Consider the following 20,202-nt stretch of genomic DNA (forward strand, 5'->3'; position numbering starts at 1 on the left):
GGTACCTGTTTCTCTGAGGGGACGACGAATCACCCTACCTACTAGTTGGTTGGTTCGTAAGTCGGCTACGGTGATCCGATGCGAACCGATGCCGCCGAGACCCGTCGAGCCATCCTCGAGGCCGCGACCGCCGAGTTCTCGCGACACGGGCTGGCCGGGTCGCGCGTGGACCGCATCGCGGCCGAGGCCGGCTGCAGCAAGGAGCGCCTCTACGCGAACTTCGGCGACAAGCGTTCGCTCTTCACGACCGTCCTCAACGGCACCTTCGAGACGATGGGCGACGCGGCGTCGCGCCCGGCCGAGAGCATCGAGGAGTTCGCCCTCGCCGTCTTCGACCACATGCAGGCCCACCCCGACCACAGCCGACTGATCGCCTGGGCCCGACTCGAGGGAGAGCACGACTGGGAGGCCTCGGTCCCCACCCTGCGCGCCGTCCAGGACGCGGCCCTGTCCCAACTCGACCGCCTCCGTGACGACCCGGCCGTGACGGTGTCCTGGAGCAGCGACGACATCTTCGCCCTCGTCATGTCGCTCGCCCGCGCCTGGCAGAACCTCCCCGGTCTCGGCGAGGCACACCCCGGTGTGGTCCTCGACCCCGCCCTGCAGCGCGAGATCGTGCGCGAGGCCGTGCGGCGCCTCACCACCGCCTGAGCCGCGCCCGAGGCAGCCGACCGCACCGACGACGAAGGAGGCGCGCCCCGGTCACCCGGGACGCGCCTCCTTCGCACGGTCGGTCGCGTCTACTTCTTCGCGTCGACCTTCGGGGTCACCTTGAGGAAGCCCGCGCGCGGGTCGCCGAGGCCGACCAGCGGAGTCGTGTCGCGGCCGCCGACGAAGTTCGTCACCCAGCCGGACAGGATGCGGAACTTGCGGTTGAGCGTCGGCATCGCGTACAGGTGGTAGCCGCGGTGGGCCATCCAGGCCGGCACGTTCTTGAGCTGCAGGCCGAACATGCTGGCCGCGCCCTTGCCGATGCCGTAGCTCGCCACGGTGCCGAGGGACTCGTGGCGGTACTCCTTGACGGGCTCGCCCGAGAGGGTGGCGATGACGTTGTCGGCCACGGTGACCGCCTGGCGCACGGCGTTCTGCGCGTTCGGCGGGTAGTACGCGGGCTGCTTCTCGGCGAGGAGGTCGGGGACCTGCGCGCCGTCGCCGAGAGCCCAGACGCCGTCGAGCTTCTGGCCGTCCTCGGTCTGCACCTGCAGCGTCGCGCTGACGTTGACGTGCCCCTTCGGGCCGAGGGGCAGGCCCATGTCGCCCAGGACCGGGTTCGGCTTGACGCCGGCCGTCCACACGATCGTGCCCGCGGGGATGGTCTCGCCGTCGCTCAGCACGACGTCGCCGTCGATGCACGAGGGCATCGTCGTCTTGAGGCGGATGTCGATGCCGCGGCCGCGCAGCTGGCCGAGGGTCCACTTCGAGAGCTCGGGGCCGACCTCGGGGGCGACGCGGTCGAGGGCCTCGACCAGCACGAAGCGCAGTTCGTCGCGCGACAGGTTGGGGAACGTGTCGACTGCCGAGTTCGCGGCGTCGGACAGCTCGGCGAGGGCCTCGACGCCGGTGTAGCCGCCACCGACGAAGACGACGGTCAGGAGCTTGCGACGGACGGCGGGGTCCTTGACGCTGGCCGCCTCGGCGATGTTGCCGAGGATGCGGTCACGCACGTACTGCGCCTCTTCGACGCTCTTGAAGCCGACGCCGTTCTCGGCGAGTCCCGGGGTCGGGAAGGTGCGGGTGACCGCACCGAGGGCGACGACCAGCTGGTCGTAGGCGATGTCGCTCGACTCGCCGTCCGCACTGGTGACGGTGACCTTCTTGGCCTCGCTGTCGAGCCCGGTGACGGACGCCTCGACGACCTTCGTGCGCTTGAGCGTCTTGCGCAGCGGCACGGTGACGTCGCGCGCGGCGATGTGGCCACCGGCGACCTCGGGCAAGAACGGCTGGTAGGTGAAGTACGGAGCCTGGTCGACGAGGGTGATGCTCGCCGCCTGGGGTGGGTGTCGCTTCTGCAGTTCGAGTGCAGTGGTGAGCCCGGCGGAACCGCCGCCGAGAATTACGATTCGCTTGGTCATGTATGTGTTCCTCCCTCAGACGACCGTACCCCCGGGGCCGGTCGACGGGACGCCACGCGCCGAACGGCCCGGCACCCGCAGGGGCCGGGCCGGGCGCCGGAGGGCGGTGGGGTCAGCGGCCGCCGTCGACGTCGCTCTGCGTGAACGCCCCGTCGGGCTCGCCGTCGTGGGGTCCGCCGTCCGCGGCGGGCTCGTCCGGCACCTGGGCGTCGACGTACGAACCGTCGCCCTCGCTCGTGCCGGATTCCTCGGTGTAGGTGCCGTCGGCCTCGCCGTCGTGCGGACCACGGGTGCGGGCACCGCCCTCGAGGTCGTCGTCGACGTAGGAGCCGTCCTCGCCCGAGGTGGGTCCGCCCGTGCTCGACCGGTCGTGCTCGTGGTGGTTGGCGTCGCTGCCCATGGGTGCTGCCTCTCGTCGGTGTCGGTCGGCGTCCTCGCCGCCCGTGCCGCTCACCCTAGACCGACGCGACCACGGTCGACCGGGCGGAGCGGTCGCGTCAGAACCCCTCGTTCTCGCGCGTCACGTAGGGCGACTCGAGCGCGTCCAGCTCGTCGTCGGTGAGCCACAGGTCGACCGAGGCCACGGCGTCGTCGAGGTGCTGCATCTTCGTGGCTCCGACGATGGGCGAGGTGACCGCGTCCTGCTGCCGCACCCAGGCCAGGGCGACCTGTGCGCGCGAGACGCCCCGCGCCTCCGCGACGTCGGCGACGGCCCGGGCGACCGCACGGTCGCCGTCCTCGCGCTGCTTGTAGAGCGTCTGACCGAAGCGGTCGGTCTCGGTCCGGGCCGTGGTGGCGTCCCAGTCGCGGGTCAGCTTCCCGCGGGCCAGGGGCGACCAGGGAAGCACGCCGACGCCCTGGTCGACGCAGTACGGGTGCATCTCACGTTCTTCCTCGCGCTGGATCAGGTTGTACTGGTCCTGCATCGAGACGAAGCGAGTCCAGCCGCCGAGGTCGGCCGCGTGCTGCATCGTGGCGAACTGCCAGGCCCACATGCTCGAGGCGCCGATGTAGCGGGCCTTTCCTGCCTTGACGACGTCGTGAAGCGCCTCCATCGTCTCCTCCACCGGCACCTCGGGGTCGAAGCGGTGGATCTGGTACAGGTCGACGTAGTCGGTGCCGAGCCGGCGCAGGCTGTCGTCGATCGCGCTCATCACGTGGCCCCGGCTGAGCCCGGCGCCGTTGGGCCCGGGGCGCATGCGCCCGTGCACCTTGGTCGCCAGCACGACCTCCTCGCGGGTGGCGAAGTCGCGCAGCGCCCGGCCGACGATCTCCTCGCTGGTGCCGTCCGAGTAGACGTCCGCGGTGTCGAAGGTCGTGATGCCGAGCTCGAGCGCCCGCGCGATGAACGGGCGGCTCTCGTCCTCGGGCAGGCTCCACTCGTGCGTGCCGCGGTCGGGCACGCCGTAGCTCATGCAGCCGAGGGTCACCGCCGAGACGGTCAGGCCGCTCGTGCCCAGTCGTGCGTACTCCATGTGTGGTCCCTCTCGTCGTGGGGCGGGGCACCGGCGGCCGCGCCGACTGCGACCCTACGCGCGGGGCGGCGCGGCCCGACCCGCGGTCGACGCGTCGCCGCGGACGACGGAGGCGGCGTGTCGGAGCGCACGCCGCGCCTCCGGCGTCCAGGGCGCGCCGACGAAGACGTGGAACGCTCCGCGGTAGAGCCGCAACTCGGCGCGTCCACCCGCAGCGGTCACGCCGCGGACCAGCCGCTTCACGTCGGGCGTGAGCAGGTCGCGGTCGCCGGCGTAGGCGGACACGGGCGGCAGACCCGAGAGATCGCCCCGCACCGGACTGACCTCGGGCGAGGCCGGGTCGCGGTCGCCGGCCCACCATCGACCCGCCGCGACGAGGCCGTCGCGCCCCAGCATGGGGTCGAGCGGTGCGACCTCGTCCACCGCGGGGGAGTCGAGCAGGGCGTCCACCCACGGCGAGAAGAGCACGAGGGCGTCCGGCACCGGCCGACCGGCGTCGCGTTCCCGCATCGCCGCGACGAGGGCGAGCGCCCCGCCCGCCGAGTCGCCGGCCACGACGACCCGGGACGGGGAGGCGCGGCGCACGTCCTCGAGGACGGCGTCCAGCAGCGGCAGCACCTCGTCCACGTCGTGGGCCGGGGCGAGCCCGTAGAGCGGCACCGTCACGACGGCCCCGGAGGCGCGGACCAGTCGGGCGAGGAGGTCCCAGTGCGTGGTCAGGACGGGGTGCACGTAGGCGCCGCCGTGCAGGTAGACGACGTGCACGCCGCTCGGGGCCCGACGCGGCCGGAGGGTGACGACGCGGACCTCGCCGACCCGCGCCTCCTCGACGGTCGCGACCCGCCGCACTGCCCGCGTGACCGGGGCCCCGGAGCCCTGACGGGCGATGGAACGCACCAGGGAGTCCTCGGTCTCGGTCGAGCGGGGGCGGAAGCGTAGCAGGGCACGCGTGGCGGCCATCGAGAGCGACATGTCACGACCCTACGCACGTGCCGGGGGAGGGCGGGCGACCCGGGAACCCGACCCGGGAACCAAGGAAGGCCCGGACACCTGAGGTGTTCGGGCCTTCCGTCGCTTGCGAACAAGCATCTGTCTCAACACAGATCTGGTGAAACTTCTCTCGGGAGAGCATGTTTCGAGTGTCCGAGGGGGGACTTGAACCCCCACGCCCTATACGGGCACTAGCACCTCAAGCTAGCGCGTCTGCCATTTCCGCCACCCGGACTGGATGGTGCCGACCGAAGCCGACACGAAAGATTAGCACGGCTCGGAGGGCCCTCGTGACCACCGCCACGTCCGTCGGGGCGAGGGGCACGGCAGGTAGCGTGGGACGCATGACGACGACCCCCACGAGCACCGGCCCGACCGAGTCCGAACTCGACGAGACGGCCCGCATCGCCCGCGACCTCATCCGGTTCGACACGTCGAACTACGGCGGTGGGCGGTCGAACGGAGAAGCCGACGCGGCCGAGTACGTCGAGGCGGCCCTCCGCGAGCTCGGCCTCGAGCCGCAGCTGTTCGAATCCGAACCCGGCCGGGTCAGCGTGATCGCCCGGGTCGATGGAGCCGAGCCGGCGAAGCCCGGCCTGGTGGTGCACGGCCACCTCGACGTCGTGCCGGCCGACCCGGCGAACTGGTCGGTCGATCCGTTCGGCGGGGTCGTTCAGGGCGGCATGCTCTGGGGGCGCGGGGCCGTCGACATGAAGAACATGGACGCCATGATGTTGACGGCCGTCGGCGACATCCTGCGGGCGGGCGAACGACCGGCCCGCGACCTGGTGCTGGGGTTCCTCGCCGACGAGGAGGCCGGGGGAGTCCTCGGCTCGCACTTCCTGGTCAAGGAGCACCCCGGGTTGTTCGACGGCGCCACCGAGGCGATCAGCGAGGTCGGCGGTTACTCGACGTTCATCGACGGACGCCGCTCGTACCTGCTGCAGACGGGGGAGAAGGCCCTGATCTGGATCAAGCTCCGGGCACGGGGCACCGCCGGCCACGGCTCCCAGATGATCGAGGCGAACGCCGTGACGCGCCTGGCCGAGGCCGTGGCCGTCCTCGGCCGCCAGCAGTGGCCGATCGTGCTGACCGACACGACGACCGCCCTGCTGGGCGAGGTGGCCCGCATCCTCGACGTCGACGTGCACGAGGTCGCCCCCGACGAACTGGTCCTGCGTACCGGCACGGCCAAGGGCTTCATCCGCGGGTCGCTGCGGACGACGACCAACCCCACGATGCTGACGGCGGGCTACAAGCACAACGTCGTGCCCGACACGGCCGAGGCCCTGGTCGACATCCGATGCATGCCGGGGCAGGAACAGGCCGTGCTCGCCGAGGTCCAGGCGCTGATCGGCGACGACGTCGAGATCGAGACCCTGCACACCGACATCGGGCTCGAGACGCCGTTCTCGGGCCCCCTGGTCGACGCGATCACCGCCACCCTCGATCGCCACGACCCGGGGGCACCCGTCCTGCCGTACCTGCTCTCGGGCGGCACCGACAACAAGGCCCTCAGCCTGCTCGGCATCGCCGGGTACGGCTTCGCCCCGCTCCGGCTCGACGAGGGCATGGACTTCCCGGCCATGTTCCACGGCGTCGACGAACGGGTGCCACTCGACGCACTATCCTTTGGCAGTCGCGTCCTGCGGGACCTCTTGTCGACGTACTAGCAACCCCCGCACCAGAAGGGTCACCCGCGTGGAGCATCTCCTCCAGGCACTCCTGCTCGGCCTCGTCCAGGGCCTCACGGAGTTCCTCCCCGTCTCGTCGAGCGCCCACCTGCGGCTCGTCGGCCTGTTCTTCAGCCACCCCGGGGCGGCGGTCGAGTTCGACCCGGGCGCCACCTTCACCGCCATCACGCAGCTCGGCACCGAACTGGCGGTCGTCATCTACTTCTGGCGTGACATCACCCGCATCGTCTCGCGCTGGTTCGCCGGCGTGACCGGCAAGATCCCGCGGACCGACCCCGACGTCCGCATGGGCTGGCTCGTGATCATCGGCACCGTCCCGATCGTGCTCGTGGGCTACGTCGCGCAGGAGTACATCCGCACGGTGTTCCGCTCGCTCTGGATCGTGGCGATCGTGTTGATCGTGTTCGGCGTGCTGCTCGGCCTGGCCGACCGTCTCGGCAAGAAGACCGAGCGCTTCGAGGACATGCGCTTTGGCCACGGCATCGCCGTCGGCGTCGCCCAGGTGCTGGCGCTCTTCCCCGGCGTCTCGCGGTCGGGCGCCACCACGACCACGGCCCTCGCCCTCGGCTACACGCGGCCGGCCGCCGCGCGGTTCTCGTTCCTGCTGGCCGTGCCCGCCGTCTTCGGCAGCGGCCTCTACGAACTCGTCCAGAGCTTCAGCGACCCCGGGCCCTACTCGCTGGGTGAGACCCTGGCCGCCACGGTCGTCGCCTTCGTCGTCGGCTTCGTCGTCATCGCGTTCTTCATGAACTACATCTCGCGCCGCAGCTTCGCCCCCTTCGTGGCCTACCGCATCGTGCTCGGCGTCGTCCTGCTCGTCCTGCTCGGCACGGGCGTGGTGGCTGCATGAGGTCCTGGGCCGAACCCGTCGTCCCGCGCCTCCCCGGCCTCGGCGACCTCCCGGCACTCCACGACACGTCGACCGGCACGGTGCACCCGACCGAGGTCGACGGTTCGCGGGCCGGCCTGTACGTGTGCGGCATCACGCCCTACGACGCCACCCACCTGGGTCACGCGTCGACCTACCTGGCCTTCGACACCCTGCTGCGCGTCTGGCGCGACGCCGGGGTCGAGGTGGTCTACGCCCAGAACACGACCGACGTCGACGACCCGCTGCTCGAGCGGGCGACGGCCACCGGCGTCGACTGGCGCGAGCTCGCCGACGACCAGACCGACCTCTTCCGCAGCGACATGCAGCACCTGGCCGTGGTGCCACCGACGCACTACGTCGCGGTGACCGAGGTGGTGACCGACGTCGCCGACGCCGTGGCGCGCCTCCTCGACCGGGGTCTCGCGTACCCCGTGCCGACCGACGCCTCCGGTGCGGGCGACGACCTGTACTTCGACGTCCGGGCCGCCGAACGCGACACCGACTGGCACCTGGGCCTCGAGAGCCGCTACGACGCCGAGACGATGGCCCGGTTCTTCGCCGAGCGCGGCGGGGACCCCGACCGCCCCGGGAAGCGCGACCCGCTCGACCCGCTGCTCTGGCGCGCGGCCCGTGACGACGAGCCGTCCTGGCCGACCACGCTGGGGGCCGGCCGTCCGGGCTGGCACATCGAGTGCACGGTGATCGCCCAACAGCACCTCGACGTCCCGATCACGGTGAACGGCGGCGGCAGCGACCTGGTGTTCCCGCACCACGAGATGAGCACGGCGCACGGCACGGCCCTCACCGGCCGCCCCTACGCCGTGCACCACACGCACACCGGCATGGTCGCGTACCAGGGCGAGAAGATGAGCAAGTCGCTCGGCAACCTCGTGAAGGTCAGCGAGCTCGTCGCCGAGGGCCACGACCCTCGCGCCGTGCGGCTCGCCCTCCTGGCGCACCACTACCGCTCCGACCGGGAGTGGTTCGACGCCGACCTCGTCGCCGCCGAGCAGCGCCTCGGCCGCTGGGTCGCCTGGGCGACCACGAGCGAAGGAGGCGCGGCGCCGGTCACGGCCCCCACCCCCTTGGTCGTCGCCCTGCGTTCCTCCCTCGCGGACGACCTCGACACGCCGTCGGCCCTCGACGGCGTCGACGCCGTCGTGGCCCGGGCAGCAGCCCCGTCCGAGGTCGACGTGGACGCCGTCCAGGCGCTGCTGGGCATCGACCTGCGCGCCTGAGCGCGTCCCGGAGCACGCACGCGCCCGACCGCCCTGGGCGACTCCGGGAAACAGGTCACCCGCCCCGTTTTCCATGCGTATGCATGAGTGTTCCTCAATCAGCACGGCCGTCTGCCCTACGATGGTCGGCGTGGAACCGTCGATCACCGCTCCGGCCCCGGCCGCGACGCCGAGCGACGCCCGCCGTCCACTCACCCGACGCGACACGCGCGTCGACCTCTGGATCGCGGCCCTCACCGCCGTGCTGGGCCTCGCCACGCTCTGGCTCAGTGCCGTCATCGTCGCGGACGCCGACGGGGCGGCTTCCCCGTCGATCGTCGAGAGCGTGCTGTGGCTCGTGGGCCTCTGCGCGCCGCTCGCGTTCCGTCGGCAGAGGCCCGTGGCCGTCCTCGTCGTCGTGTCGGCCGTGTTCCTGGCCGCCCAGCTGAGGGGCTATCCCGACACGCTGACGCCGTCGATCGTCGAGTTCGTGGCCATCTTCACCGCGAACGCCTGGGCCGCCCGGCGCGCCCGTGCGCTCGTCGTCAGCGTCGTCGTGACCGCGGTCATGTTCGTCTGGCTCGGGGTGTGGCTGCGCTCGGTCTACGTGTCGGACGCCGAGGCCCCCGACCCCGTGACCCTCGCCACGATCGCCTACACGCTCGTGTCGAACGGCATCGTCCTCGTCACGGCCATCGCCTTCGGCCGCGCGGCCCGCGTGTCGGCCACCAGGCTGCACGCGCTCGAGCGCACGGGGGTCGAACTGCGGGCCGCACACGAACTCGTCGCCGACCGGGCCATCAACGAGGAGCGCACGCGCCTCGCCCGCGAGTTGCACGACGTGGTCGCCCACCACGTCGCCGTCATCGGCATCCAGGCGGGCGCGGCCCGGCGGACCCTCGACCGGCCCGAGATCGCACGGGGCGCCCTCTCGGCCGTCGAGGGCACGGCGCGCACGACCATCGACGAGCTCGACCGCCTGCTGTCCGTGCTGCGGTCGCGTGACGGCGAGGCCGGGTCCGCCCCCGCGGGCCTCGGTGCGCTGCCCGAACTCATGGCCGACACGCGCGCCCTCGGTCTCGAGGTCCGGTTCTCGGTGCACGGCGACGCCCACGACGTCCCCGAGAGCATCGGGGTGACGCTCTACCGCATCACCCAAGAGGCGCTCACCAACACCCTCAAGCACGGCAACGCCTCGCTCGCCGAGGTGCAGCTCCGCTACGGCGACCGCACCGTCGAGGTCGAGGTCGTCGACGACGGCCGTCCCGGCCCCACGCCCTACCCCGGGGCAGGCCCGCCACAGGGCACGGCGGCGTCCGGCGCCGGACTGGGCCAACGGGGCATGCGCGAACGGGTCGACCTGCACGGCGGTGAGCTCCAGCTCGGCCCGCGACCGCGCGGGGGCTACCGGGTGCACGCCGTCCTGCCCGTGAGCGCCTGCGCCGACGCCCGCCCCCGCGACCACGTCGCCACCGACCCCTCCGGGAGATCATGACCGACACGACCGATCCCGTCACCGTCCTGCTCGTCGACGACCAGGATCTCGTCCGCACGGGTTTCCGCATCATCCTCGACACCGCGCCCGACGTCCGCGTCGTGGGCGAGGCCTGCGACGGTCTCGAGGCCGTCGACCTCGTCCGGCGACTCCGCCCCGACGTCGTCGTGATGGACATCGAGATGCCCGTCCTCGACGGGCTCGAGGCGACGCGCCGCATCCTCGCGCAGTCTCCCGAGGGCGGCCCGGCGGTCCTGGTCCTCACGACGTTCGGCCGAGACGACTACGTCTTCCGGGCCCTCCAGGCGGGGGCGAGCGGCTTCCTGCTCAAGACGGCCACGCCCGAGGACCTCATCGAGGCGATCGCCGTCGTGCACCGCGGCGACGCCCTGCTCTCGCCCCAGCTCACCCGTGCCGTCGTCGAACGCGCCGTAGGCGACCCGGCGACGTCACGGGTCGTCGTCCCCAGTCCGGCCCTGGCGACCCTCACCGAACGCGAACGCGAGGTCCTCGACCGGCTCGCCTCCGGTGCCTCGAACGCCGAGATCGCCCGTCGACTGTTCCTCGGCGAGGCCACGGTCAAGACGCACGTCTCCAACGTGCTCGGCAAGCTCGGCCTCCGTGACCGGACGGCGGCCGTGGTGTTCGCCTACGAGAACGGCGTCGCCGTCCCGGGCGAGCCCGCCACCTGAGGGGGGCGCCGAGCCGGGGCCACCGAGCCCCGTCCGACGGGGTCACGGCACGGCGACTCAGGGGACCGGGGGATACCGCGGGTCGTCCGGTCGGCCGTCCCCGCCCTTGCCGTCGCGCCGCCGCAGGTACCGTTCGAACTCCTGCGCGATGGCCTCCCCGCTCGCCTCGGGGCTGTCCACCGTGTCGCGGGCCTGCTCGAGCTGTTCGATGTAGCCGGCCATGTCCTCGTCGTCGGCCGCGAGGGCGTCGATGCCGGACTCCCAGGCCGTCGACTCGGCGGCGAGCTCACCCCGGGGGATCGTCACGCCCGAGAGCTCGTCGAGCTTCTCGATGAGTGCGAGCGTCGCCTTGGGCGACGGGGCGTTGTGGACGTAGTGCGGCACCGAGGCCCAGATCGAGAGGGTCGGCACGCCGGCGGCCTCGGCGGCGTCGGCGAGGACCGACAAGATGCCCACCGGCCCCTCGTAGGTGCTGCGCTCGAGGGTGTACTCGTCGCGGACGGCCTCGTTCTCGCTGCTGACGAAGACCGAGATGGGCCGCGTGTGGGGGACGTCGGCGAGCATGGCCCCGAGGAACACCACGCCCGTGACGTCGTGCACGTCGATCAGGTCGACGATCTCGGCGGCGAAGCCCCGCCAGCTGCGCGACGGTTCGGCACCCAGCAGCACGAGCACCTCGGTGGCGGGCGACGCGGGGTCGCGGGGGAGGACCGTCGCGGCGTCGGCGGCCGCGTGCAGCTGGATGCGGGGCCACACGAGGGTCCGCACGCCGTCGTCGTCGAGCCCCACCTGCGGACGGTTGAACTGGTAGTCGATGTACCGTTCGCCGTCGAGCTCGGCCACCGGTTCGAGCGAGAGCGTCTCGACCAGGCTGCGCGCGACACCGCTGGCGGCCTCACCGGCGTCGTTCCAGCCCTCGAAGGCCACCACCAGCAGGCGTCCCGCAGCGAAATCCGACGTGTTCGTCAACCTGAGTCCTCACCGTGCCGGAAGGGCGTCCGGCGCTTGACCCTCCACGATAGACCGTGACCGCCACCAGGAGGCGCGGGCCGGGAGGCCACGCCGGTCACGCCCGGTAGACTCGTCCGCCGTGACCGAAACCCTGCCTGCCGCCGTCCTGTGGGACATGGACGGAACCCTCGTCGACACCGAGCCGTACTGGTTCCTCTGCCAGGTCGAACTGGTCGAGTCGTTCGGCGGCACCTGGAGCCGTGAGGACGGCGACGCCATGATCGGCAGCGGCCTGTGGCAGTCCGCCCGCGTCCTGCAGTCACACGGCGTCGACCTGTCCGAGGACGAGATCATCGACCGCCTGACCACCGCGGTCCTCGAGCGTGCCGCGGTCGAGATCCCCTGGCGTCCCGGTGCGAAAGAGCTCCTCGCCGAGCTCCGCCGAGAAGGGGTCCCGACGGCCCTGGTCACCATGTCGATCCGTCGCATGGCCCAGTTCATGGTCGACGCCATCGAGTTCGAGGCCTTCGACGCGATCGTCGCCGGCGACGACGTCGAGCACGCCAAGCCGCACCCCGAGGCCTACCTCCGGGGCGCCGCGCTGCTGGGCGTCGACCCCGCCGACTGCATCGCCATCGAGGACAGCACGCCCGGCCTCGCCTCGGCCGTCGCCGCCGGCACCGTCGCGATCGGCGTCGAGCACCACGCGCCGCTCGCCGACGACGGCCCCTACATCCGCCGCGACACCCTCGTCGGCACCACGGTCGGCGACCTCCGCGAACTGCACCGTGCCGGGCGCGCCGTCCGCGACCAGGCGGCCTCCGACTCCTGACCCCGGTGCGCACGCCGCGCCTCCTGCGCCCCTCGGGGTGCGACCCGATCGAAAGCAGCACCCCCGCATGACCGCGTTCCGCCGCCAGTCCGGCCCCTTCGTCGAAGGCGACAAGGTCCAGCTCACGGGCCCCAAGGGCAAGATGAACACCATCGTGCTGACCCCGGGCACCGTGTTCCACACGCACCGCGGCATGATCGCGCACGACGACGTCGTCGGTCTGCCCGACGGGTCGGTCGTCCCGAGCACGACAGGCGACGAGTACCTCGCGCTCCGTCCGCTGCTGAGCGACTTCGTGATGTCCATGCCCCGGGGCGCCGCCATCGTCTACCCGAAGGACGCCGCACAGATCGTGGCGTTCGCCGACATCTTCCCCGGCGCGACCGTCGTCGAGGCGGGAGTGGGGTCGGGTGCGCTGTCGCTCTGGCTGCTGCGCGCCGTCGGCCCCGAGGGACGCCTGGCGTCCTTCGAGCGCCGTCAGGAGTTCGCCGACGTGGCCGAGGGCAACGTCGCGAGCTTCTTCGGCGCCGAGCCCGAGAACTGGTCGGTCACGGTCGGCGACCTGGCCGACGAGCTCCCGGCGGCGATGCCCGACGGGACGGTCGACCGCGTCGTACTCGACATGCTCGCGCCGTGGGAGAACGTCGACGTCACGGCCGACGCGCTCAAGCCGGGCGGCCTGGTCATCTGCTACGTCGCCACGGCCACCCAGCTCTCGCGGACGGCCGAGGCCCTGCGCGCCTCGGGGTCCTTCACCGAACCCGACGCGTCCGAGACCCTCGTCCGCGGCTGGCACGTCGAAGGCCTCGCCGTCCGCCCCGACCACCGGATGATCGGGCACACCGGCTTCCTGATCACCGCACGACGACTGGCCCCCGGTGCGGTGCTCCCGCAGCTCAAGCGCCGCCCCTCCAAGTCCGACTACAGCGACGCCGACGTCGAGGCCTGGACCCCCGGAGCCCTCGGCGAGCGGTCGGCCAGCGACAAGAAGCTGCGCAAGACCGCCCGCCAGGCCCGGACGGCCGCCGACGCCGCCATCGCGGCGACCGGAGCCGTCGACGTCGGCACCACCGACGGCCCGTCGACCGGTTCCACACCGGCCTGACCGTCACGGGGCGACCCGATCGCCCCCGCTAAGCTGTCCCCGCATCCGAACGACCCGACCGGTCGCCCCACTCGACCCCCGGTCGCCTCCACGAAATGAGTCCCCGTGCGCAAGATCCCCGCCCTCGTCGTGACGGTCGGCCTGCTCGCCTCGATGACGGCCTGCTCGACCACGGCCGGACCCGGCTCGACCGGCTGCCCCCCCACGGGTGACGCCGCCTCGGTCGTCACGGCGACCGGTGACTTCGGCACGAAGCCCGACGTCGACGTGCCGACCCCGATCGTGACGAAGAAGACCGAGGTCTCGACGCTCATCCAGGGCGACGGTCAGCGACTCGTCGACGGCACCCCGGTCGTCATCGACTACACCCTCTTCGACGGCTCCACGGGGCAAGAACTCGAGGACAGCGGCTACGACGGCTCGACGAACGTCCCGTTGACCGTCGGTGGCCAGACCCTCGCCCCGCTCGTCGACGCGCTCGAGTGCTCCACGGTGGGCTCGCGCGTGGCGGTCGCCGTCAAGGCGAGCGACCTCTCCGCATCGATCAACGGTGCCGCGGCGACCCCGAACGACGACCCCGACGCCGCCTACGTCGCCGTGGTCGACGTCAAGCGGGCGTTCCTCGCGAAGGCCGACGGGGCCCTCCAGCTCGGCGCGAACGGCCTCCCGGCCGTCGTCACCGCACCCGACGGCGCACCCGGCATCACGATCCCCGCAGGCGACGCACCGGCCGACGAGGTCGTGCACCTCGTCCGCAAGGGCCACGGCACGACGCTGACGGCCGACGACACGGCCGTGGTGCAGTTCACGGCCGTCACCTGGAGCCAGCCCTCCACCGTCGCCGGTTCGACCTGGACGAACGGCGGATCGGCGACGCCGGTCGACCTCGGCGACGAGCAGATCCCCGACGACATCCGCTCGGCCCTGGTGGGGCAGCAGGTCGGCTCGCAGGTCATGGTCGTGCTCCCCGCGTCCGCCGAGAGCGGCGGCTCCGCCTACGTCTACGTCTTCGACGTGCTCGGGGCGATCCGATGACGCTGCCCTGCTGAGCCGGTCGCCGTGCCCGCTGCCCGCACCCCCCGCGTCCCCGTCGAAGAGCGTCTGTTCAGCCTCGTGCTGGCCCTGCTCGCGACGGATTCCGGGCTGAGCAAGACCGAGATCCTGTCGACCGTCCAGGGCTACCGCCAGAAGTACTCACGTGCCGGCGACAACGCCGCTCTCGAGCGGCAGTTCGAGCGGGACAAGGACGACATCCGCGAACTCGGCGTCCCCCTCGAGACGATCGACGACCCCTCGGCGGCGGGCAACAACCAGGCCCTGCGCTACCGAATCCCTCGCGGGGCGTACGAACTGCCTGAGGACATCTCGTTCTCCTCCGAAGAGACCGCCCTCCTCACCCTGGCCGCGATGGTCTGGCGCGAGGGGTCCCTCTCGCACGAGTCCCGCCGGGCCCTCCTCAAGCTGCGGTCGCTGGGGGGCGCCGCCAGCGTGCCCGAGCTCGAGTACGCGCCTCGACTCCGCTCCCGGGACGCGGCGTTCGAGCCGCTGCGCACCGCGCTCGACCGCGGCGTCGTCGTCCGGTTCGACTACCTCAAGCCCGGCGACGAGTCCGCCCGTCGACGCGAGGTCGCCCCGGCCGCCCTGGTCCAGCACCACGGTCGGTGGTTGGTGTCCGCGGTCGAGGTCGACACGGGAACGCTCAAGACGTTCCTGCTGTCGAGGGTGGTCGGTCCCGTCCAGCTGACGTCCTCCCCGTTCACGCGCCCCGACGACGCCACGGCCGACCGTGCGCTGGCCGACCTCGAGCAGGTCTGGCGCGACCGCACCGCGACCCTCCGCGTCGAGCCGATGTCCGACGCCGAGACCCGACTCGGCAAACGTCGCGGCACCACGCGCGTCGATGCCGACACCCTCACCGTCCACTGGACCGACGAACACCTGCTCGCCGACGAACTGGCCTCCTTCGGACCCGAGGTGACGGTCGTCGAGCCCGAGAGCCTGCGCCTCCTCGTGCGGCACCGCCTCGCGAACGTGCTCGCCGCCCACGAGGGAGGCGTCCGTGGCTGAATCCCGGGGGGCCCTCCACGCGGCCGACAAACTCGCCTTCCTGCTGTCGCTCGTCCCCTGGCTCATGGACCACGAGCGCGTCAGCGTGGCCGAGGCCGCCGCCCACTTCGGCGTGAGCGTGGCCGAGATCCGTCGTGCGGTCGAGCTCATCGCCGTCTCGGGCATCCCCGGCGAGACCACCCAGTACCAGCACGGCGACCTCTTCGACATCGCCTGGGACGACTTCGAGCAGAACGACGTCATCGTGCTGACCAACCTCGTCGCCATCGACGACTCGCCGCGGTTCTCGGCTCGCGAGGCCGCCGCGCTCATCGCCGGGCTGCAGTACCTGTCGTCGCTGCCCGAGAACGCCGATCGCGCGGCCATCGCCACCCTGATGAGCAAGCTCTCCCGAGGGGCCTCCAGCGAGCCGAGCCAGGTCGCCGTCGACCAGTCCGAGACGAACGAGGTCCTGGGACTCGTCGGACGGGCGGTCGAAGCCGGCGTCCAGCTCGAGTTCGACTACCGCGGCACCCGCGGCGTCGCCGAACGCCGCCGGGTCGACCCGCTTCGGGTCGAGTCGGTCGACGCCGACTGGTACCTCAGGGCCTGGGACCACCTGCGCGAGGCCCCCCGCACGTTCCGGCTCGACCGCATCGCCGCACCGGCGCTCACCTCGACGCCGATCGCTCACCGGGCCGACGACGTCACCCTGCCCGAGACGCTCTTCGAGGGGTCTCCGGACGACCTCGTCGTGGTGCTCGACCTCGACGCGGCCGCGGCCCCACTCCTCGCGGACTACGGCCCCGACGAACCCGAGCCCCTCGAGGACGACCGCGTGCGACTCCGACTGCGCGTCAACCGCCTCGGCACGCTCTGTCGTCTCGTCGCAGGGCTGCCGGGGCGCCCCGAGGTCGTCGCGCCCGAGTCGGCACGCACGGCCGTGGCGGACTGGGCCCGCCGGGCGATCGAGCGTTACGACGCCGACCCGCCCCGCGCCTCCTAGGCTCTCCGGCTCGACCGGCGCTGTGGATCGTCTGCGCCGCGCCCGTCGCGGCCGACCCCGCACGATAGACTGATCGTCACCCTGCCCCGCAAGGAGACCCCATCATGTTCGGAAACGCACTGTCAGGCTGGCACCTGATCATCATCCTGGCGATCGTCCTGCTCCTCTTCGGTGCGCCGAAGCTCCCCGCCCTCGCGAAGAGCATCGCCCAATCGATGCGCATCTTCAAGAACGAGGTCAACAGCGACAAGAAAGAGTCGTCGGTCGACGACGACTTCGACGACCGTCCGGTCCGTCGCTCCGACGACTCGACCGCCCGGTACACCGACGGGTCGACCGCTCGCCGCTCCGACGACGGCTATTCGTCGCCGAATCGCGACGTCCCGCCGAAGTCCTGACGCGTGGCCACGACGACGACTCGTGGCGACAGCACCCGGGGGAGGGGCACAGGCCGCAGCCGTGGCCGCGACGGCAAGATGTCGCTCGGCCAACACCTGCTCGAGCTGCGCAAGCGCCTCTTCATCTCCGCCCTGGCCCTCATCCTGGCCGCTGTCGCCGGCTGGTTCCTCGCGCCCTTCGTCCTCGACGCCCTGAGGTCACCGGTCGAGGCCATCGCCGCGGCGCGGACGGGTGAGACCACCCTCAACTATTCGAACATCACCGGCGCGTTCGACCTCAAGCTGCAGATCGCGGTCACCGTCGGCGTCGTCATTTCGAGCCCCGTGTGGCTCTACCAGGTCTGGGCCTTCATCGTCCCGGCTCTCGTGCGCAAAGAGAAGCTCTACGCGGTCGGCTTCATCGGCACCGCCATCCCTCTCTTCCTGGGCGGCTGCCTGGCGGGCTGGTACGTCCTTCCCCATATCGTCGAGGTCATGACCGGCTTCGTCGACACCCAGGACGCCACGATCATCGAGTCGAAGGTCTACTACGACTTCGTCCTCAAGCTGGTCCTCGCCGTGGGCATCGCCTTCGTCATGCCGGTGTTCCTCGTGCTGCTGAACTTCGTGGGCGTCGTCTCGGCCGCGGCGATCGTCAGGGGGTGGCGCGTGGCCATCCTCGTCATCGTCCTGTTCACCGCCATCGCGACGCCGTCAGCCGACATCTTCTCGATGTTCCTGCTGGCGATCCCGATGATCATCTTGTTCTTCCTCGCGGCCGGGGTGGCCTGGTTGCACGATCGCCGGGCCGCCAAGCGCGCCGCGGCCCTCGACGCCGAGCTGGCGGCGGGGTGACCCGATGAGCCCCGACCTCAGCCCGGCGGAGCGCTTCGCCGCGGCGAAGACACGCGTGAAGACCCCCAAGCTCCAGGCCTTCCGGTCCCGCCTGGGCTTCACCCTCGACCCGTTCCAGATCGCCGCCTGCGCCGCCCTCGAAGAAGGCGACAGCGTCCTCGTCGCCGCTCCCACGGGCGCCGGCAAGACGCTGGTGGCCGAGTACGCCATCCACCTCGCCATGCAAGACCCTCGGGCCAAGGTCTTCTACACCGCCCCGATGAAGGCTCTGAGCAACCAGAAGTTCCAAGAGCTCGTGGCCGAGTACGGCGCGTCCGAGGTCGGGCTGCTGACCGGCGACACGAACGTCAACTCGAGGGCGCGCATCGTCGTGATGACGACAGAGGTCCTCCGCAACATGATCTACGCCGGGTCCGAGATGTTGACCGACCTGCGTTACGTCGTCCTCGACGAGGTCCACTTCCTCGCGGACCGGTTCCGGGGCGCGGTGTGGGAAGAGGTCATCATCCACCTGCCCCTCGACGTCAGGCTCATCTCGCTCAGCGCGACGGTGTCCAACGCCGAAGAGTTCGGTGACTGGTTGCAGACGGTCCGCGGCAGCACCGAGGTCATCGTCTCCGAGGACCGCCCCGTGCCCCTCGACCAGCACGTCCTCGTCGGGGGCAAGTTCCTCGACCTGTTCGACTCCTCGGGGCAGGCGGCGACGAACCGGGTGAACCCCGAACTCCTCCGGGCCACGTCGCTCGGCCGGCGTGGCGGTCGCAGCGGCGGACGCCGGGACTCCCATTCCAGCGGACGGACAGGCCCCCGGGGCCACGTCGTCCCGCCCACGCAGGGCGGCCCCGGACGCCTCGACCGCTGGAAGATCGTCGAGATGCTCGACGACCAGAACCTGCTTCCCGCCATCTTCTTCGTCTTCAGTCGGGTGGGCTGCGACCAGGCCGTGTCCCAGGTGCTGAGGTCGGGCATCCGTCTGACGACCGCCGACCAGCGTCGAGAGATCCGCGAGATCGTCGAGGCCCGCTGCCGCACCCTGCGCGACGAAGACCTGGCCGTGCTCGGCTACTGGCGCTGGCTCGACGGTCTCGAACGGGGCGTGGCCGCCCACCACGCCGGCCTGTTGCCGGCGTTCAAAGAGGTCGTCGAAGAGCTGTTCCAGAAGAAGCTCGTCAAGGTCGTGTTCGCGACCGAGACGCTCGCACTGGGCATCAACATGCCGGCCCGCACCGTCGTGCTCGAGAAGCTCGAGAAGTTCAACGGCGAGGCCCGGGTGCCCATCACCCCCGGCGAGTACACCCAGCTGACCGGTCGCGCCGGCCGTCGCGGCATCGACGTCGAGGGCCACTCGCTCGTCCAGTGGCAGCAGGGCCTCGATCCTCAGGCCGTCGCCTCGCTGGCCTCGCGGCGCACCTATCCGATGAACAGCAGCTTCCGGCCCACGTACAACATGGCCGTGAACCTCATCGAGCAGTTCGGTCGATCGCGCACCCGCGAGGTGCTCGAGACCTCGTTCGCCCAGTTCCAGGCCGACCGCTCGGTCGTCGACCTGGCCCGCAAGGTGCGGTCGCAGCAGCAGTCGCTCGACGGCTACGCCGCGTCGATGGCCTGCCACCTGGGCGACTTCGGCGAGTACACGATGTTGCGTCGCGAGGTGGGCGACCTCGAGAAGCAGGGGGCGGCTCGCGCCGACTCCCAGTCGCGGGCCGAACGCGACAAACGCCAGCGACGCATCGTCGAACTCCGACGGCAGGTCCGGCAGCATCCCTGCCACGCCTGCCCCGATCGCGAGCAGCACGCCCGCTGGTCCGAGCGCTGGTTCAAGCTCAAGAAGCAGACCGACCAGCTGTCAGCGCAGATCCGCAGCCGGACCGGCGCCGTGGCCAAGGTCTTCGACCGCGTCACCGACGTGCTGCTCGACCGCGGCTACCTCCTCCCGACGGGAACGAACGCCGGAGGCGCGGGTCGCGTCCCCCGGGACGCCGAGGTCACCGTCGCCCCGACCGGTCGCACGTTGCGCCGCATCTACGGTGATCGCGACCTGCTCGTGGCCGAGAGCCTCCGCCTCGGTCTGTGGAACATGCTCGACGTGCCGTCGATGGCCGCGATGGCCGCCACGCTCGTGTACGAGCCCCGGCGGGACGAGGGCCAGCTCTCCGAGCGGTTCCTGCCCCGAGGCGAGTTCCGTGCCGCCCTCGACGCCACCCAGCTGCTCTGGGCCGAGCTCGACGACCTCGAGCACGAACACCGCCTGCCCGGCAGCCAGCCTCCCGCACCGGGTCTCGCCCTGGCGATGCACCGTTGGGCCCGAGGTGCCGCACTCGACTCGGTGCTCGACGACGCCGACCTCGCAGCCGGCGACTTCGTGCGCTGGACGAAACAGACGATCGACCTGCTCGACCAGCTGTCGGTCGTGGGGGACCTGCCGGTCGGCCCGACGGCACGGCAGGCGCTCGACGCCGTCCGTCGCGGCATCGTGGCCTACACCGCGGTCGGCCCCTGAGCCCTCTGCCCGCCGAGGCCTGAC

At 71.6% G+C, this 20,202-nt stretch carries 19 protein-coding genes and 1 tRNA gene; 14 read left to right on the top strand and 6 right to left on the bottom strand.

The window, feature by feature from the left end; all coding sequences use genetic code 11:
* The first annotated feature begins 78 nt into the window (after positions 1 to 78).
* Positions 79 to 651, top strand: a complete 573-nt coding sequence (locus ASG28_RS05590) for a TetR family transcriptional regulator (protein WP_055972903.1) — start codon at positions 79 to 81, stop codon at positions 649 to 651.
* An 89-nt stretch (positions 652 to 740) separates the two neighbouring features.
* Here the strand turns inward: ASG28_RS05590 and ASG28_RS05595 are convergent, their stop codons facing one another.
* The 5 genes from ASG28_RS05595 to ASG28_RS05615 form a co-directional block, all read right to left on the bottom strand.
* Complete coding sequence (locus tag ASG28_RS05595; RefSeq protein ID WP_054146130.1) at positions 741 to 2,072, bottom strand: NAD(P)/FAD-dependent oxidoreductase; 1,332 nt, start codon at positions 2,070 to 2,072, stop codon at positions 741 to 743.
* A gap of 112 nt (positions 2,073 to 2,184) precedes the next feature.
* Positions 2,185 to 2,472, bottom strand: coding sequence for a hypothetical protein (locus tag ASG28_RS05600; protein ID WP_157485649.1), 288 nt, complete (start codon positions 2,470 to 2,472; stop codon positions 2,185 to 2,187).
* A gap of 97 nt (positions 2,473 to 2,569) precedes the next feature.
* Positions 2,570 to 3,547: an aldo/keto reductase gene (locus ASG28_RS05605; RefSeq protein ID WP_055972909.1), complete on the bottom strand. Its 978-nt coding sequence runs from the start codon at positions 3,545 to 3,547 to the stop codon at positions 2,570 to 2,572.
* Positions 3,548 to 3,601: 54 nt separating this feature from the next.
* Positions 3,602 to 4,519 (bottom strand): alpha/beta hydrolase fold domain-containing protein, encoded by a 918-nt coding sequence (locus ASG28_RS05610; protein WP_055972912.1) that lies wholly within the window; start codon positions 4,517 to 4,519, stop codon positions 3,602 to 3,604.
* A 168-nt stretch (positions 4,520 to 4,687) separates the two neighbouring features.
* Positions 4,688 to 4,772: transfer RNA gene (locus ASG28_RS05615), tRNA-Leu, on the bottom strand.
* Positions 4,773 to 4,881: 109 nt separating this feature from the next.
* Between ASG28_RS05615 and ASG28_RS05620 the strand changes: the two genes are divergently transcribed.
* The 5 genes from ASG28_RS05620 (at position 4,882) to ASG28_RS05640 (ending at position 10,506) form a co-directional block, all read left to right on the top strand.
* On the top strand, positions 4,882 to 6,210 hold the full coding sequence (locus tag ASG28_RS05620) for a M20/M25/M40 family metallo-hydrolase (RefSeq protein WP_055972915.1): 1,329 nt from the start codon (positions 4,882 to 4,884) through the stop codon (positions 6,208 to 6,210).
* Between the two features lie 28 nt (positions 6,211 to 6,238).
* Positions 6,239 to 7,081: an undecaprenyl-diphosphate phosphatase gene (locus ASG28_RS05625; RefSeq protein ID WP_055972918.1), complete on the top strand. Its 843-nt coding sequence runs from the start codon at positions 6,239 to 6,241 to the stop codon at positions 7,079 to 7,081.
* A complete protein-coding gene (gene mshC, locus ASG28_RS05630) occupies positions 7,078 to 8,340 on the top strand; it encodes a cysteine--1-D-myo-inosityl 2-amino-2-deoxy-alpha-D-glucopyranoside ligase (protein WP_055972922.1) in 1,263 nt (420 codons plus the stop codon). Before ASG28_RS05625 ends, mshC begins: the two co-directional genes overlap by 4 nt.
* A 130-nt stretch (positions 8,341 to 8,470) precedes the next feature.
* On the top strand, positions 8,471 to 9,814 hold the full coding sequence (locus ASG28_RS05635) for a sensor histidine kinase (protein WP_056051127.1): 1,344 nt from the start codon (positions 8,471 to 8,473) through the stop codon (positions 9,812 to 9,814).
* Entirely contained in the window at positions 9,811 to 10,506 is a 696-nt protein-coding gene (locus ASG28_RS05640; protein ID WP_055972927.1) for a response regulator, read from the top strand. Before ASG28_RS05635 ends, ASG28_RS05640 begins: the two co-directional genes overlap by 4 nt.
* Before the next feature lie 57 nt (positions 10,507 to 10,563).
* On the opposite strand, the gene ASG28_RS05645 is transcribed toward ASG28_RS05640, so the two are convergent.
* Positions 10,564 to 11,475 (bottom strand): proteasome assembly chaperone family protein, encoded by a 912-nt coding sequence (locus tag ASG28_RS05645; protein ID WP_055972930.1) that lies wholly within the window; start codon positions 11,473 to 11,475, stop codon positions 10,564 to 10,566.
* A gap of 121 nt (positions 11,476 to 11,596) precedes the next feature.
* Between ASG28_RS05645 and ASG28_RS05650 the strand changes: the two genes are divergently transcribed.
* From ASG28_RS05650 to ASG28_RS05685, 8 genes are all read left to right on the top strand, one after another.
* A complete protein-coding gene (locus ASG28_RS05650) occupies positions 11,597 to 12,289 on the top strand; it encodes an HAD family hydrolase (protein ID WP_235477583.1) in 693 nt (230 codons plus the stop codon).
* Positions 12,290 to 12,356: 67 nt separating this feature from the next.
* Positions 12,357 to 13,394, top strand: a complete 1,038-nt coding sequence (locus tag ASG28_RS05655; protein WP_055972936.1) for a tRNA (adenine-N1)-methyltransferase — start codon at positions 12,357 to 12,359, stop codon at positions 13,392 to 13,394.
* Positions 13,395 to 13,499: 105 nt separating this feature from the next.
* The gene (locus ASG28_RS05660; RefSeq protein ID WP_055972937.1) at positions 13,500 to 14,429 is read left to right on the top strand and encodes a hypothetical protein; all 930 of its coding nucleotides are present in this window, start codon (positions 13,500 to 13,502) and stop codon (positions 14,427 to 14,429) included.
* Between the two features lie 24 nt (positions 14,430 to 14,453).
* On the top strand, positions 14,454 to 15,461 hold the full coding sequence (locus ASG28_RS05665; RefSeq protein ID WP_055972939.1) for a helix-turn-helix transcriptional regulator: 1,008 nt from the start codon (positions 14,454 to 14,456) through the stop codon (positions 15,459 to 15,461).
* The gene (locus tag ASG28_RS05670) at positions 15,454 to 16,446 is read left to right on the top strand and encodes a helix-turn-helix transcriptional regulator (protein WP_055972942.1); all 993 of its coding nucleotides are present in this window, start codon (positions 15,454 to 15,456) and stop codon (positions 16,444 to 16,446) included. Before ASG28_RS05665 ends, ASG28_RS05670 begins: the two co-directional genes overlap by 8 nt.
* A gap of 104 nt (positions 16,447 to 16,550) precedes the next feature.
* Entirely contained in the window at positions 16,551 to 16,844 is a 294-nt protein-coding gene (gene tatA / locus ASG28_RS05675; RefSeq protein ID WP_055972945.1) for a twin-arginine translocase TatA/TatE family subunit, read from the top strand.
* 78 nt (positions 16,845 to 16,922) lie between these two features.
* On the top strand, positions 16,923 to 17,678 hold the full coding sequence (tatC, locus tag ASG28_RS05680) for a twin-arginine translocase subunit TatC (protein WP_055976998.1): 756 nt from the start codon (positions 16,923 to 16,925) through the stop codon (positions 17,676 to 17,678).
* Positions 17,679 to 17,682: 4 nt separating this feature from the next.
* Entirely contained in the window at positions 17,683 to 20,178 is a 2,496-nt protein-coding gene (locus ASG28_RS05685; protein ID WP_055972948.1) for a DEAD/DEAH box helicase, read from the top strand.
* The last annotated feature ends 24 nt before the right edge of the window (positions 20,179 to 20,202 follow it).

The sequence above is a fragment of the Frigoribacterium sp. Leaf415 genome, from assembly GCF_001424645.1.
Taxonomy (GTDB): domain Bacteria; phylum Actinomycetota; class Actinomycetes; order Actinomycetales; family Microbacteriaceae; genus Frigoribacterium.

Coding starts and splice junctions, on each gene's coding strand:
- ASG28_RS05590 (WP_055972903.1), top strand. CDS start 79: ATGCGAACCGATGCCGCCGAGACCCGTCGAGCCATCCTCGAGGCCGCG.
- ASG28_RS05595 (WP_054146130.1), bottom strand. CDS start 2,072: ATGACCAAGCGAATCGTAATTCTCGGCGGCGGTTCCGCCGGGCTCACC.
- ASG28_RS05600 (WP_157485649.1), bottom strand. CDS start 2,472: ATGGGCAGCGACGCCAACCACCACGAGCACGACCGGTCGAGCACGGGC.
- ASG28_RS05605 (WP_055972909.1), bottom strand. CDS start 3,547: ATGGAGTACGCACGACTGGGCACGAGCGGCCTGACCGTCTCGGCGGTG.
- ASG28_RS05610 (WP_055972912.1), bottom strand. CDS start 4,519: ATGTCGCTCTCGATGGCCGCCACGCGTGCCCTGCTACGCTTCCGCCCC.
- ASG28_RS05620 (WP_055972915.1), top strand. CDS start 4,882: ATGACGACGACCCCCACGAGCACCGGCCCGACCGAGTCCGAACTCGAC.
- mshC (WP_055972922.1), top strand. CDS start 7,078: ATGAGGTCCTGGGCCGAACCCGTCGTCCCGCGCCTCCCCGGCCTCGGC.
- ASG28_RS05640 (WP_055972927.1), top strand. CDS start 9,811: ATGACCGACACGACCGATCCCGTCACCGTCCTGCTCGTCGACGACCAG.
- ASG28_RS05655 (WP_055972936.1), top strand. CDS start 12,357: ATGACCGCGTTCCGCCGCCAGTCCGGCCCCTTCGTCGAAGGCGACAAG.
- tatA (WP_055972945.1), top strand. CDS start 16,551: ATGTTCGGAAACGCACTGTCAGGCTGGCACCTGATCATCATCCTGGCG.
- tatC (WP_055976998.1), top strand. CDS start 16,923: ATGTCGCTCGGCCAACACCTGCTCGAGCTGCGCAAGCGCCTCTTCATC.
- ASG28_RS05685 (WP_055972948.1), top strand. CDS start 17,683: ATGAGCCCCGACCTCAGCCCGGCGGAGCGCTTCGCCGCGGCGAAGACA.